The organism is Paraburkholderia sp. (genome assembly GCF_036488795.1).
Lineage (GTDB): Bacteria > Pseudomonadota > Gammaproteobacteria > Burkholderiales > Burkholderiaceae > Paraburkholderia.
Map to the genome: position 1 here is coordinate 55,780 of NZ_DASXHA010000102.1, position 13,894 is coordinate 69,673.

The 13,894-nt window shown below is 61.1% G+C and carries 13 protein-coding genes; 8 read left to right on the forward strand and 5 right to left on the reverse strand.

Features of this window, described 5'->3' with window-relative positions:
* Positions 1-23: 23 nt before the first annotated feature.
* Together benB and benA are read right to left on the reverse strand one after the other, a co-directional pair.
* Positions 24-515, reverse strand: a complete 492-nt coding sequence (gene benB / locus VGH41_RS14595) for a benzoate 1,2-dioxygenase small subunit (protein ID WP_331598162.1) — start codon at positions 513-515, stop codon at positions 24-26.
* A complete protein-coding gene (gene benA, locus VGH41_RS14600; protein ID WP_331598163.1) occupies positions 512-1,879 on the reverse strand; it encodes a benzoate 1,2-dioxygenase large subunit in 1,368 nt (455 codons plus the stop codon). The genes benB and benA overlap by 4 nt, the downstream gene beginning before the upstream one ends.
* Positions 1,880-2,143: 264 nt before the next feature.
* Here benA and VGH41_RS14605 point away from each other — a divergent pair, with 264 nt between their 5' ends.
* Positions 2,144-3,061, forward strand: coding sequence for a LysR family transcriptional regulator (locus VGH41_RS14605; RefSeq protein WP_331598164.1), 918 nt, complete (start codon positions 2,144-2,146; stop codon positions 3,059-3,061).
* 195 nt (positions 3,062-3,256) lie between these two features.
* A complete protein-coding gene (locus tag VGH41_RS14610) occupies positions 3,257-3,505 on the forward strand; it encodes a hypothetical protein (protein WP_331598165.1) in 249 nt (82 codons plus the stop codon).
* Between the two features lie 233 nt (positions 3,506-3,738).
* Here the strand turns inward: VGH41_RS14610 and VGH41_RS14615 are convergent, their stop codons facing one another.
* Positions 3,739-5,091 (reverse strand): leucine-rich repeat-containing protein kinase family protein, encoded by a 1,353-nt coding sequence (locus VGH41_RS14615; protein ID WP_331598166.1) that lies wholly within the window; start codon positions 5,089-5,091, stop codon positions 3,739-3,741.
* A 186-nt stretch (positions 5,092-5,277) separates the two neighbouring features.
* Here VGH41_RS14615 and VGH41_RS14620 point away from each other — a divergent pair, with 186 nt between their 5' ends.
* From VGH41_RS14620 to VGH41_RS14630, 3 genes are all read left to right on the forward strand, one after another.
* Positions 5,278-6,051: an SDR family oxidoreductase gene (locus VGH41_RS14620; RefSeq protein ID WP_331598167.1), complete on the forward strand. Its 774-nt coding sequence runs from the start codon at positions 5,278-5,280 to the stop codon at positions 6,049-6,051.
* Between the two features lie 58 nt (positions 6,052-6,109).
* The gene (locus VGH41_RS14625; protein WP_331598168.1) at positions 6,110-7,807 is read left to right on the forward strand and encodes a long-chain fatty acid--CoA ligase; all 1,698 of its coding nucleotides are present in this window, start codon (positions 6,110-6,112) and stop codon (positions 7,805-7,807) included.
* A gap of 180 nt (positions 7,808-7,987) precedes the next feature.
* Positions 7,988-8,233 carry a hypothetical protein gene (locus VGH41_RS14630; RefSeq protein ID WP_414696657.1) on the forward strand — a complete coding sequence of 82 codons (246 nt, stop codon included), beginning with the start codon at positions 7,988-7,990 and terminating at the stop codon, positions 8,231-8,233.
* Between the two features lie 55 nt (positions 8,234-8,288).
* On the opposite strand, the gene VGH41_RS14635 is transcribed toward VGH41_RS14630, so the two are convergent.
* Both VGH41_RS14635 and VGH41_RS14640 read right to left on the reverse strand, forming a co-directional pair.
* The gene (locus tag VGH41_RS14635; protein WP_331598169.1) at positions 8,289-9,731 is read right to left on the reverse strand and encodes an ATP-binding protein; all 1,443 of its coding nucleotides are present in this window, start codon (positions 9,729-9,731) and stop codon (positions 8,289-8,291) included.
* Positions 9,732-9,760: 29 nt separating this feature from the next.
* Entirely contained in the window at positions 9,761-10,474 is a 714-nt protein-coding gene (locus VGH41_RS14640; RefSeq protein WP_331598170.1) for a response regulator transcription factor, read from the reverse strand.
* Positions 10,475-10,656: 182 nt separating this feature from the next.
* On the opposite strand from VGH41_RS14640, the gene VGH41_RS14645 reads away from it, so the two are divergent.
* From VGH41_RS14645 to VGH41_RS14655, 3 genes are read left to right on the forward strand one after another with little or no spacing between them, the layout of a single operon-like run.
* The gene (locus VGH41_RS14645; RefSeq protein WP_331598171.1) at positions 10,657-11,865 is read left to right on the forward strand and encodes an ABC transporter substrate-binding protein; all 1,209 of its coding nucleotides are present in this window, start codon (positions 10,657-10,659) and stop codon (positions 11,863-11,865) included.
* An 11-nt stretch (positions 11,866-11,876) separates the two neighbouring features.
* A complete protein-coding gene (locus VGH41_RS14650) occupies positions 11,877-12,965 on the forward strand; it encodes an iron ABC transporter permease (RefSeq protein WP_331598172.1) in 1,089 nt (362 codons plus the stop codon).
* Entirely contained in the window at positions 12,962-13,759 is a 798-nt protein-coding gene (locus tag VGH41_RS14655) for an ABC transporter ATP-binding protein (RefSeq protein WP_331598174.1), read from the forward strand. Before VGH41_RS14650 ends, VGH41_RS14655 begins: the two co-directional genes overlap by 4 nt.
* The last annotated feature ends 135 nt before the right edge of the window (positions 13,760-13,894 follow it).

Here is a 13,894-nt window from a genome sequence, read left to right on the forward strand (position 1 = left end):
CCTCGATCAAATCCAACCGACAGTCAGATGTGATAGATGTCGATAACCTGATTGATGTAGTCGTTTTTCAGTACGACGTACTTGTTCAGAATTTGCGGCGTTTCGCCGGAAAAATCGATCGCGTAGCGCGACATGCCGAAGTAGCTGTAGTTCGTCTTGTAGCGATGACTCAGCGTGTGCCAGTTGAACCGCACGGTATAGACACCATTGCTTGCATGTTCGAGTTCGACGTTGCTGATGTTGTGCGCGGTGCGCGTATCGGGCATTGTCGCGCTCGAACGTTCGGTCTTGATGCGGAATACGCGGTCTTCAAGGCCCTGACGGTTAGGGTAATAGATCAGCGAGATCTCGGTCTGCGGGTCGGTAACGAGCTTGTCTTCGTCGTCCCATGACGGCATCCAGAACACCGCGTCGGGGTGATAGCAGCTGAGCCATTCGGCCCATTGTTCATCGTCGAGCAGGCGGCTTTCACGGTAGAGGAAGGCCTGAAGATCGGCAATCGTGACGGTCTTCATGCTGCGCTCCCTGGCTGTGCGAGCGCCTTCTTCATCGTGTCGACCCAATAGCGGTGCTGAACGGTATAGAGACCTTCGTCTTCCGTTTTGACGCCGCTAAGCACCGGATTGAGGCCGATCTTGCGCGCGGCTTCGTCTGCGCCTTCAATCCAGTGTGTCGCGCCGCGGCACATGTCGTTCCATTCGAGCGCCCGGGCCGCGTAACCCTGCTGGCACGCGCGGAATTCCTCGAGATCGTCGGGTGTCGCCATGCCGCTCACGTTGAAGAAGTCTTCGTATTGACGAATGCGCCGTGCGCGCGCTTCGGCCGGTTCGCCTTTGGGCGCGATGCAGTAGATCGTGACTTCGGTTTTGTTGACGGAGAGCGGACGCAGCACGCGAATCTGCGAGCCGAACTGATCCATCAGATACACGTTCGGATAGAGACACAGGTTGCGCGAGTTCTGGATCATCCAGTCCGCTGTTTCCGTGCCGCAACGCGCGGCAAATTCATCGCGCCGGCTGAAATTAGGCCGGTCCTCCGGGTTCGACCAGCGCGACCACAACAGCATGTGACCGTGTTCGAATGCATAGAAGCCGCCCCCCTGACGTCCCCAGCTACCGGCATCCATGGCGCGGATCTGATCTTCGCGGGTGTTTTCCTGCTTGCGATGATTCGTCGTCGCCGCATAGTTCCAATGCACGGCGGACACGTGATACCCATCCGCACCGTTTTCCGCGGTCAGTTTCCAGTTGCCTTCGTACGTGTAGGTCGACGAGCCGCGCAACACTTCAAGGCCGTCTTCGGACTGATCGACGATCATGTCGACGATGCGCGCCGCTTCACCGAGGAAGTCCTTGAGCGGAGGCACATCTGCATTCAGGCTGCCGAACAGAAAACCACGGTAGTTCTCGAAGCGCGCGATCTTCTTCAGATCGTGTGAGCCCTCTTTGTTAAAGCACTCGGGATAGCCTGCATCCTCCGGGTCTTTCACCTTTAGCAGCTTGCCGCTGTTGTTGAAAGTCCAGCCATGAAACGGGCACGTGTAGGTCGCCTTGTTGCCGCGCTTGTGACGGCACAGCATCGCGCCGCGATGGGGGCACGCGTTGACGAATGCGTTGAGTTCGCCTTGCCGGTTCCGCGCAATCACGACCGGCTGACGGCCCATGTACGCCGTGTAGTAGTCGTTGTTGTTGGGCACCTGGCTCTCGTGAGCGAGATAGATCCAGTTGCCTTCGAAGATGTGCTGCATCTCGAGATCGAAGAGCGCTTCGTCGGTGAAAGCGCTGCGGTGCAGGCGGTAATCACCGCGCGCGCTGTCTTCAATCAGGAAGTCGTCGATGCGCTTGAGTGCGGGCGTGCGGTCCGGGTAAATCGGAATCATGGGTTGTCTCCTGTCTAGGATTCGCGGACGAACGGATCCGTTGCGCCGGTCGAGGCGCACAGATGTCTTGATCTATGGCGTGTTGTTTTAGGCGGCGGTTTCGGGCGGCGGCGCGAGCCTGCCACCGTCCTTGTATGCCGTAGATGAGCAATGCTCGAAAGGTATAATCAAGCGGGCTGCAAATCGTGAGTGAAGGATAGTTGGCCCATCTTCAGGCCGTCCAACACTGTTTTAGTATCGGTTCTATATCTTGAAGGTATAGCCATGGAACTGCGGCATCTGCGCTATTTCATTGCCGTCGCGGAGGAGGCCAACTTCACCCGCGCCGCTCAACGGTTGCATATTGCGCAACCGCCGTTGAGCCGGCAGATCCAGCAACTGGAAGAGGCGCTCGGCGTGCAGTTGTTCGAGCGCAATACCCGCCCGCTGAAGATGACCGATGCAGGGCGCTTCTTCTACTCGCACGCGGTGCAGTTGCTCGCCCAGACAGCCGAGCTCGAATCCATGACGAGGCGCGTGGGCAAGATCGAACGCAGTCTGTCCCTCGGGTTCGTCGGTTCGACGCTGTATGGCATGTTGCCGAAGATCATTCGCCGCTTTCGCAACGAAAACAGCGCGGTGCAATTGAGCCTGCACGAAATGTCCACCATGGACCAGATTCAGGCCTTGAAGGAAGGACGCATCGACATCGGCTTCGGCCGCATCCGCCATGAGGACGCGAGCATTCGGCGCATCGTGTTGCGGGAGGAGCGGATGATCGTCGCGCTGCCGCTCGGGCACCCGCTGTCGCTTTCGAAGCCGGTGCTGTCGCTGCGCGATCTGCTCGGCGAGACGGTCATCATCTTTCCGAAGTCGCCACGCCCCAGTTACGCGGACCAGGTGCTCGCCGCATTTCACGACCGCGCGCTGGAACCGCAGCGCATCTACGAAACTCGCGAATTGCAGATCGCCTTGGGACTGGTGGCGGCGGGTGAGGGCATTTCCATCGTGCCGAGTAGCGTGCACGGGCTGAAACGCGACGACGTCAGCTACATGGAGCTGGACGATTCGAATCTGGTGTCGCCGATCATCATGAGCACGCGGATGCTGGATGAATCCGAGGACATTCGTGCGATGCTCGAACTGATCTACGCGCTTTATGACGAAGAACGCATGGAACACCTGCCGCCTGCCGAGCATTGAGCCCTTTTTCGGAATGCAGACAAATATTCACTATTCGCTATTCGCTCAAAAGCCATTTCGACAGAGGGAAAACCCGTAAGTGGTAATTCTGCCTTCCTGATTGATTTAAATCATTCAATACAGCCCTAATCGGGAAAGCCCTAAGATTCATCTGATCATGGTTCGCGATAGTCTTCTTGTCAGAGGAGGCAACCCATGAGACGCGCATTCAATATCGCAGTACTGATGCTCCTTGCTTATCTGACGGTGGGCCGTGCCATGACGCACGCGCAAGCTGGCGAAGAGGGCTCCATGTCGTGTGAGCGAGGGGCCGAAATGGTCCGGCTGGACGCGATGGGCAAAGGCTTTTCCGACGCGGCATCGAGCGGACAAGGGCAGAATTTTCTTTCTGGCTGTCTGGTGACAGGCGAAGCACGCTTCGGAAATCTGGTCGCGCGCGACTGATTTTCGGCAAAAACAGGTTTCGAACAGGCGCCTCTCCGGAGGCGCCTTTTATTGTGTCTGCCAATTATTGCGGTGCGGTAAAAGTAAGACGATTCGGGATATTTTAGACGCGCTCTCGTTTTTAGCGGCTTGCTGAGAAAGAGTCTCCGGCAAAGATAATACGAAAGACGAAATGCTTGCGGTGCAGCAACGTAAAGCGTCTGGACTACGATAATGCCGGTCAGATATCCGCGCTAATCCGGGACACCCGCTGTTAGCGCGGACAACTGCCGTGCGATATCTTCAAATGTCGGGCGCCCCGTGATGTTCTCACTCAGACACGCGGCTTCCAGATCACGTAGCGTGGCCAGGGTCTCAGGTGCCGATTCCTGCCGCTGCGCGTCAACCCGCTCGATCAATTCTTCAAGCAGGCATCCGAACGCTCTCACTTCAATACGCTGAAGCAGCGGGGCCACATCCTGATCTTCTAGCGTGTAAAACGACGCTGCGCCGAAGTCACCCAGCAGCGCGCGGCCTTGTCCGCAATGCAAGATGTTATGGGCGTACAGGTCGCCATGCATGATGCCTTGCCGATGCAAATGGCTGGCCGCCGACGCAATACCGTGCGCGATGCGTAACGCAGCGGACAGACGGAAACGCGTTTGCGCTCCATAAACGTCACGCGTGCAGGAAGCGAGGCTAGGCGGCCCAGCCAGGTTACTGAATTCCGGATCGATCAACTCCATCACGAGGCCGTGCGTGTCGGCGGGATGATCCTTCACTTTTCCCAACACCGGAATCAGATTCGGATGCGAGCCCGCGCTGATGCAGGCGGCCATTTCGCAGTGAGGCAGGCCGTCGCTTGTCACGGCGCCCTTGAACAGCTTCACGGCAACGTCGCGCGTAGTGTCATCGTCGCGCTCGAGATGCTCTGCACGATGAATCACACCGGACGCGCCTTCGCCCAGCGCGTGCTGTAGTTCCAACGCGTCCCAATGGATGCCGTTGATCGGCGCATTGCTCAGCGCCAAGGATTCCAGCGTCTGTGTGAACGGATTACCCGCATAGGCAAGCCACGACAGCCGCGGCAGTTCAAATAGCCACGCGGGCAGTCCCGTTAGCTGGTTGGCTGCGAGCCTGATCAGTTCGAGGCGCCTGCATGCAGCCAATTCCGCGGGAAGTGTCTTCAGGCGATTTCCCGCCAGCATCAGTTTCTGCAGTCGAGTGCATTGTCCAAGCTCAGGCGGCAGCGCCTCAAGCTGATTGTCGGTCAGAATGAGCCAGCGCAATTCAGGCGGCAACGAGCGGCCCGACACGGTGCGAATGCGGTTCGCCTTGAAGCCGACCATGCTCAATTGCGGGCACTGTCCTAACACTTCGGGCAGTTCGGTGAAGCGGTTATCGGAACAGAAGATGATGCGCAGCTTGCCTAGCTGGGGCAAATCATCCGGCAGTGACGACAGCGCGTTACCCGAAAGATCGAGAATTTCCAGCGTTGGCGCGAGCTCGAAGATTTCGCGGGGAAATTCGGTCAGTCCGCACGCTAGCGTGAGCCGACGTGTGCCGGCGAGTTGCCCGGCGCGCAGTGAGTCGAGAGTGGTGGTCACGTTGCTGAGGAAGGTTCGTGGCCTGCCAGTATATTGGACAGTCGGGTAAGTCCCGATGACAAGCCATGAGGGGGCAGTTTATATAAAAGTGAATGGCCGTGCTTTTATCTGCACGGTCGATGCCCGCACGTACGTCGTGCGAATCGGCATCGAAGAACCCACGCACAATCAATCGGGAGACGCCGGATGCATGTGAAAGACCTGTTTCAACTGGAAGGCAAGGTAGCGCTGATCACCGGCGCCTCACGCGGGCTGGGCTTGCAGATGGCCGAAGCGCTTGGAGAAATGGGCTGTCGCGTGGTTATTACAGCGCGCAAGGCCGACGAACTGGCCGAGGCCAGCGCTCATCTGCAGGCTCGGGGCATCGAGGTGCAGACCATCGTGAATGATCTGACTCAATTCGACAGGATTCCGGAGCTTGTCGGCAACGTGCTGGACATCCATGGTCATATCGACATTCTCGTGAACAACGCCGGCGCCACATGGGGGGCACCGGCTGAAGATTATCCCGACGACGCATGGCACAAAGTCATGAATCTGAACGTCAATGCGCCGTTCTTTCTGGCGCGTGAAATCGGCAAGCGCAGCATGATTCCACGCCGCTCCGGCAAGATCATCAATATCGCATCCATTGCAGGCTTGAAGGGCATGCCGCAGGGAATGAACACGATTGCGTACAACACGTCGAAGGCCGCTTCGATCAACTTCACGCGCTCGCTCGCCTCGGAATGGGGCCGCCACAATATCAACGTCAACGCAATATGCCCGGGCTTCTTCCCTTCAAAGATGTCGGCAGGCCTGCTTGCCAGAATGGAGGATGCGATCGTCGCGCAAGCGCCGTTGCACCGGCTGGGCGGCGAAGAGGATCTCAAGGGCGTGGTGGTGTTTCTCGCGAGCGAAGCGTCACGGCACATCACCGGCCAGTATCTCGCGGTGGACGGCGGGGCCAGCATCGCGTGAGATTCGCGCGACGACCGCCACGCATGCGCCCATGAAAACGCGAACGCAGGAGACAGTCATGAATACCCTTCATCACGCCCACTGGCCGCCGGGCGTGCCGCAGCATCTGACCTTGCCGCAAACCAGCCTGTTCTATAACGCCGAAGTGTCGGCCGCGCGTTTTCCCGACAAGCCGTTCATGATCTTCTACGATACGCCGGTGACGTTCGCCGGGTTCAAGGACGAGGCCGAACGGATTGCGGGATTTCTGCAGCAGCAATGTGAAGTCAAGGCGGGCGACCGGGTGTTGCTCTATATGCAGAACAGTCCGCAATGGGTTCTCGCGTACTACGGGATCCTGCGTGCCAACGCGGTCGTCGTGCCGGTCAATCCGATGAACAAGACCGACGAGCTGCGCCATTACGTCGAGGACAGCGGCGCCGTGACCGCTATCGTGCCGCAAGACCTGTACGCGCAGATCGAGCCGCTGCTGGGTGATGAAGCCGGGCAGGGGCTGAAGCATGTCATCGTCGCGACGTATAGCGACTATCTGAAGCGTCCCGCGTCGATCACGCCGCCTGAGTTCGTGGCAGCGCCGCGGCAACGGATCGAGCGCAGTGGTGTGACGGCATGGCATGACGTGCTGGAGCGAAGCTTGCGGCCTGGCCCACTCACGGCAGGCCCGGACGATTTGTGCGTGATGCCGTACACGTCCGGCACGACGGGGCAGCCGAAAGGTTGCATGCACACCCATCGCAGCGTGATGAGCACACTGGTGGGCGGTTGCACCTGGTTCGCCGGATCGCAGGACAGTGTGCATCTATCGGTGCTGCCGTTGTTCCATGTCACGGGCATGCAAGGCGGTATGAACGGGCCGCTCTATTGCGGCGCGACGATCGTGATTTTGCCGCGCTGGGATCGCGACGCGGCGGCGCAATGCATGCAGCGCTATCGCGTGACCGCGTGGCAATCCATTTCAACGATGATGGTCGATTTCCTGTCGAACCCCAAGCTGGCCGAATACGACCTGTCGCAACTCAAGGGCACTCGCGGCGGCGGTGCCGCCATGCCCGATGCGATTGCTCGCAAGCTCAAGGCGCTCACCGGTCTCGACTACGTGGAAGGCTACGGCATGTCGGAGACGATTGCGGCTACGCATATCAATCCGCCGCAGCGTCCAAAACCGCAATGCCTGGGTATTCCGGTGTTCAACCTTGACGCGCGGATCATCGACCCGTCCACACTTGTCGAACTGGCGCAAGGAGAAACCGGTGAAATCGTCGTCAACGGCCCGCAGGTCATGCAGGGTTACTGGCGGAATCCGACATGCACAGCGGAGGCCTTTATCGAACTCGACGGCAAACGCTTTCTGCGCACCGGCGACCTGGGCCACATCGACGAGGACGGTTACTTCTTCATGACCGACCGGCTCAAGCGCATGATCAACGCGTCCGGCTACAAGGTCTGGCCGGCCGAGGTGGAGGCATTGATGTACCGGCATCCAGGTATTTACGAGGTATGCGTAATCGGCGTGCGCGACCCGCACCGCGGCGAAACCGTGAAGGCGCTCGTGGTGCCCGCCGCATCCTGTGCGGGCACGCTGAGCGAGAGCGACGTGATTGCCTGGGCGCATGAGCAGATGGCGGCGTACAAGGCGCCGCGCATTGTCGAGTTCGTCACGGCGTTGCCCAAGTCGGGCAGCGGCAAGATCCTGTGGCGCAAATTGCAGGAGGAAGATGCAGTGCGTGCCGAAGCGGCACGCCGCGAGCGCGATTGAGCGGGATTTGCTGTAATCTGCTTGTCAGATGACCCGCGCATGCGCAACGCGGTCGTGGAGTGGGTCATCGCAGCAGTTTTGCTCGCAGTCAAAAAAGCCGTTCGCAACTATCCAGAGGAGATGTCAACGATGACAGCATTTCGCCTGAAGGAAATCGTGCTTGGGCTGGCTGTTTCAGCAATGGTGTTGGGTTCGATCACCCCTGCGCTCGCGCAGGATGCCGCTGCGGCCGCCGCCGCATCCACTGCGAAGCCGACCAAAGCCGAGCGCAAGGCTGCACGCAAGGAGGCGCGCGCCAAGAAGAACGCGGAACTGAAGAAGCTCGAAGACGCCGGTTATCAGCCCGGCCGCGCCGACCCGAACTACCCGCAAGATCTGCAGAATGCGCAGAAGAAAGCAGGTATCGGGCAGGGCGCCAGTCAATAACTTCACGTTAAGCGAAGGCCGTCCCAGGCGAGGCAACGGCCTTCGCGTCGCGCGTCTATCCCATTCGCCACGGCAGGCCGGCCGCGCCGCCGTCCCGCGGCAACGCCAGGGTCACCTCCAGTCCTTTGACCGTACCGTTGCGCAGCGTGAGTGTGCCGCCGTGCGCAGCGGCGACGCTGCGTGCGATCGTCAGTCCAAGTCCGGTGCCGCCGCTCGCACCGTTACGCGAAGACGAGATCCGGAAGTACGGCTCGAATACGCGCTCCAGCAAGGCCTCATCCGCAATACCGGGGCCATGATCGCTGATGACGATTTGCAGCATCGACGCATCGTCCCTGATCGTGATGTGGGCGGCCTCGCCATAGCGGATCGCATTGTCGACCAGGTTCTGCAAGCACCGTTTCAGGTTACGCGGATACCCGCTCAACGGACGGTCCGCGCGACCTTCCACACTCACGGTGTAGCCAGTTTCACGCGCATCTTCCGCGAGACCTTCGAGCATCGAGTTGATGTCGATCTCATGGCGCGCCTCGGTGATCTCCACGCCTTGCACGGCGTCCAGCGTGGCACGCACCATGGCTTCCATTTCATCCAGATCGCCGCGCAGCCGTTCGCGCGATTGCGCATCGGGGAGCATCTCCATGCGCAGACGCAGCCGCGTCAGCGGCGAGCGCAAATCGTGCGACACGGCCGTGAGAAAGCGCGTGCGTTCGGCGAGGCTGCTGACCAGTTGCTCCTGCATCGTGTTGAACGATTGGGCGGCGCTGCGTACTTCCAGCGGCCCGGTGACCGGCAGCGGCGGACGATGGATGTTGCGGCCTAACGCCTCGGCGGCTTTGGCAAGCTCTCCTAGCGGTTTGACCGCGAAGCGCACGGCAACCATTGCCAGCAACAACACGGCGGTGAGCCGGACCAGATAAATCCGCAGCAGATAGTCGAGCACCAGCGAACCCGGCTCGCTCAGCATGCCGGCCTGCCCTTCGTTGGCGTGTACGTCGAGCCACTCGCCGCCTGGCAGCTTCATCTGCAGATGAAACTCGCCTGACGGCATGCGGGAGTCGAACAGGCTCAGGATGCCGCGCTGGTGGCCGCTGTCGTCGCGTAGCTGCGCGGACAGCAGGCGGACCTCGACCGTTTCACCGAGCCGCCTGCGGATCACGTTCGCTATCAGATCGCTCACCGTGCGCTGGGCGAGCGATTCATTCAGCGCATCCGGTGCGGCGGCGGGCGTGTCGATGAAGCGCAACTGGTAGCGCTGATCGCCAAGCTGCGCCACGATGGCCTCGCGTGCGCCGGAATCGGGCGCGTGCTGCAAAAGGCGAATGGTGTCGGCGAGGCGGCTCGCAAAGAGCCGCGCCGGAATTTCGAGTGTGCGATTGTCGTGCGTCTCGAACCAGATCGTGCTGGTGAAGAGTTGTCCCGCGAACATGCCGGCCACGAGAATCAGCATCAAGCGCCCATAAAGACTGTCGGGCCACAGGCGTAGTCTGATTGGCATGCGGTGGCGCTTTGTATCAGGCATGGAATTCACGCTTCGTGCCTGACGTCGGCGGCCAGCATGTACCCTTCGTTACGCACCGTGCGAATCAATCCGCCACCGCGCGGCGAATCTTTTAGATGCTGACGCAATCGGCTGATGCAAACGTCGATGGAGCGGTCAAGCGGCGTGCGTTCCTTGCCGAACACGCGGTCCAGCAAGAACTCGCGCGAAAGCGGCCGGTTGGGATGATCGAGCAGCGTGCGCAGCGCGCGATAGTCGGAGCCGCCCAGCGACACGATCACGCCGTCTGGCGAGAGCATCTGCTTCATGCGCGTATCGAGTTTCCAGCCGGCGAAGCTGACGAAGGCGGATGAATCGCTCAACCGTTCGCCCGGCACGCTGCGCGTGCGTCTGAGCACCACCTTGATTTTCGCCACCAGTTCGCGTGGATCGAAGGGCTTCGGCAGGTAGTCGTCCGCGCCCATTTCGAGCCCGAGAATGCGGTCGAGCAGGCCGCCGCGTGCGCTAAGAATGATGATCGGCACGCCGTGTTCACGCCGCAGGTCGCGCGTGATGTCCAGGCCGTCCTCCCCTTCGAGCATCAGATCGAGCACGACGAGATCGACTGGCGACGAATTGATGACCTGTTTCATCTGCACGCCGCTGGCAACGGCGCTGGCGCGATACCCCATGCTGCGCAAATAGTCCTGCAGCAACTGGCGGATGTTGGGATCGTCGTCGACAACGAGTATGTGGTCCATCGGAGGTGATTCTTTATTGCTCGCTGGAGGTTTTGGTGTGCGCCGAAATGTCGCGATTCTGGTGATCACGGACCGCCAACACATTCCATTACAAAACGGCCCCACCTCAACACATCGCCATTACATTGGGCCGCTAAAGTGAAGCCGGCAAATGGCAATCATTCTCATTTACGCACTATATCATGTCGATTTTCCGGTTTCAGTTGTTCGCACGCCCGCTGGCTGCGGCGCTCCGCGGGTTGGCGGCAGCCACCGCAGTCACGTTTGCCACGCTGGCCGCCGGCACCGCGGCGCATGCCGCGTCGGCGCCGGCCGCTGCCGCTGCCGCTTCGTCGCAAACCGTGACAGATCTCGCGGGCCGCACGGTTCGCATTCCCGCTGAACCGCATCGCATTCTGCTCGGTGAAAGCCGGTTGCTGATGGCGGTCGCGTTGCTGGAAGGCAAACAGCCTCTGGCACGAATTGTAGGCTGGCAGGGGGATCTGCCGCAGATGGATCCGCAGACCTTCAATGCTTACGCGCAGAAATTCCCCGCCATCGAACAGATTCCGCTGATCGGCAAGTCCACCGAAGACAGCATCAGCGACGAGAAGGCCTTGAGCACGAAGCCTGATCTTGCCATCTTCAGCGTGGCGGGACATGGCCCGAGCCGCTACAACGCGCTCGTCAAGCAGCTCGAGGCAACCGGCACGACAGTGGTGTTCGTCGACTTCCGCCTGCATCCGATGCAAAACACGCTGCCGAGTATGGAACTGCTCGGCAAGGTGCTGCACCGCGAGCAACAGGCCAACGCCTACGTGCAGTTCTATCAGCAACATCTGGCGCGCGTGCAGGCCGTGGTGAGCAAGATTCCCGAGCAGCAACGGCCCAAAGTGTTTGTCGATCTGCTGGCAGGCGCCTGGGATGCGGGCTGCTGCCACACGGCGGGCAACGGCAATTTCGGCGAGTTCGTTCAGGCCGCAGGCGGCCGCAATATCGCTGCGGGTCTGCTGCCCGGCGTGCTCGGCGATATCAGCATGGAACAGGTGATCGCCGCGCAGCCCGACGTCTACATTGCCACCGGCAGCCGCACCAAGCCGGGTCTTGCGTCGCTGCACGTAGGCGCGCTGACGAGCGACCATGACGCGCAAGCGAGCCTCGCGGCCCTTGTCGCGCGGCCGGGCTTCAGCACCATCAAGGCGATTCACGATGGCCGCGTGCACGGCATCTCGCACAACTACTACGACTCGCCGTACAACATCGTCGCGATCGAGGCATTTGCAAAATGGTTCTATCCGCAGCAGTTCAAGGACCTCGACGTCCACGCGACGCAAAACGAACTGTATAGCCGCTTCCTCGCCGTACCGCCGGATGGCGCGTACTGGGTCGATGCACCCCTCGCCTCGCACTGAGCGGACGGCTTATGGCGACTCTCCCGCATCAAGCCGCGCCGCATACCCACGACAACGGCCACGCCGCCAGCGTGCAGCACTATCGGCGCCTCACGCAGCGCCGGGTGATGTGGCTGTTTGCGGTGCTGGCGCTGATTGTCTGCTCGCTGCTGTTCGATCTGCGCACCGGACCTTCGGGACTGCCGTTCATGGCGCTGCTGCACACTGTCTTCGATCACGCGGCGGCTGACCCGGCGACCTCGGTGATCGTCTGGCAGATCCGTTTGCCGTATGCGGTGATGGCGCTGCTGGTGGGCGCATCGCTCGGGCTGTCCGGCGCGGAGATGCAGACCATCCTCAACAATCCGCTAGCGAGTCCATACACGCTAGGCGTGTCCGCGGCGGCGGCGTTCGGTGCGTCGCTTGCCATCGTGCTGGACATCGCGATTCCCGGCGTGTCGCAAACATGGATCGTGTCGGCCAACGCATTCGTGTTCGCGCTGTTCTCCGCCTTGCTGCTGGACGGCGTGGCGCGCTGGCGCGGCATGAACACGTCGGGCGTCGTGCTGCTGGGCATCGCGCTCGTGTTTGCGTTTCACGCACTCGTCGAATTAATGCAGTTCGTGGCGTCGGCTGACGCGCTGCAAGGTCTCGTGTTCTGGACGCTCGGTTCGCTCGCGCGCGCCGACTGGCCGAAGATCGCCGTGCTGGCGCTCGCTCTGGCACTCGCGTTACCGCTTTCGATGCGCAACGCGTGGACGCTCACCGCGTTGCGCCTCGGCGAAGATCGCGCCGCGAGTTTCGGCATCGACGTGCGGCGTCTGCGGCTCGGTACGCTGCTGAGGGTCTCGATCCTGTCCGCGCTCGCCGTGTCGTTCGTCGGCACGATTGGCTTTGTCGGGCTGATTGCGCCGCATATCGCGCGCACGCTGTTCGGCGAGGACCACCGGTTTTATCTGCCGGGCAGCATGTTGATCGGCGCATTGACGTTGTCGCTCGCGTCCATTGCATCGAAGATGATCATTCCAGGCGTGCTGATTCCGGTCGGCATCGTGACGGCGCTGGTGGGCATTCCGCTCTTTCTCGGCATTGTCGTGCGTTTGCAGGGGCGCGGCGAATGAGCGGCCTGCACATTCACGATCTGAGCGTGCGCTACGACAAGCGCGAAGTGCTCACATCGCTCGATGCCGGTCCGCTGCCGCGTGGTCAGATCACCGCGCTGCTGGGTCCGAACGGCAGCGGCAAATCGACCTTGCTGCGCGCGCTGGCCGGTCTCACGCGAGTCAATTCGGGTTCCTTATCGTTAGACGGCGAACCGATGGCGCTGTCCGCCGTCAGCGCTCGCTCGCATAGCGTCGTGTATTTGCCGCAGGCATTGCCTGCCGGCGTGCGGCTGCAGGTACTGGAGTCGGTGCTGGTGGCCTGCCGTGCGACGCGCGGACACGCGTCGTACGTGCAGCGCGCCACGCATGCAGACGATCTCGCCCATGCTCATGCGGTGCTGCACCGGCTCGGCATCGAGGCGCTGGCGTCGCGCTCACTGGATGAACTCTCGGGCGGTCAGCGGCAGCTTGTCGGCATCGCACAGGCACTCGTGCGTGATCCGCAAGTGCTGCTGCTCGACGAACCGCTTTCCGCACTTGACCTCAATCACCAGTTTCATGTGATGGAGGTGCTGCGCGAGGTCACGCGTGAGAGCCGGATCGTCACCGTCGTCGTGCTGCACGATATCAACGCGGCAATGCGCGCCTGTCAATGCGCGATGTTGCTGCACGGGGGTCGCATCGTGCGCTTTGGGCCGCCGCCCGAAGTCGTGACGTCCGCGACGCTCGGCCAGGTGTTCGGTGTCGCCGCGCGTATCGAGCAGTGTTCGCGCGGACACCATCAGGTTCTGATCGACGGCCTCGCCGGTTAGACGGGCATCGCCAACCGTTAGCCACAGTTCCAGCCACACGGTCTAGCCAGCCCCTTATACGTTGCTTCCGACACGCGTCGGCCGGCGCCCTTCGAAACGGGCGCCGCGCCGCTGCGCGCGCTCGGGGCGACCTAC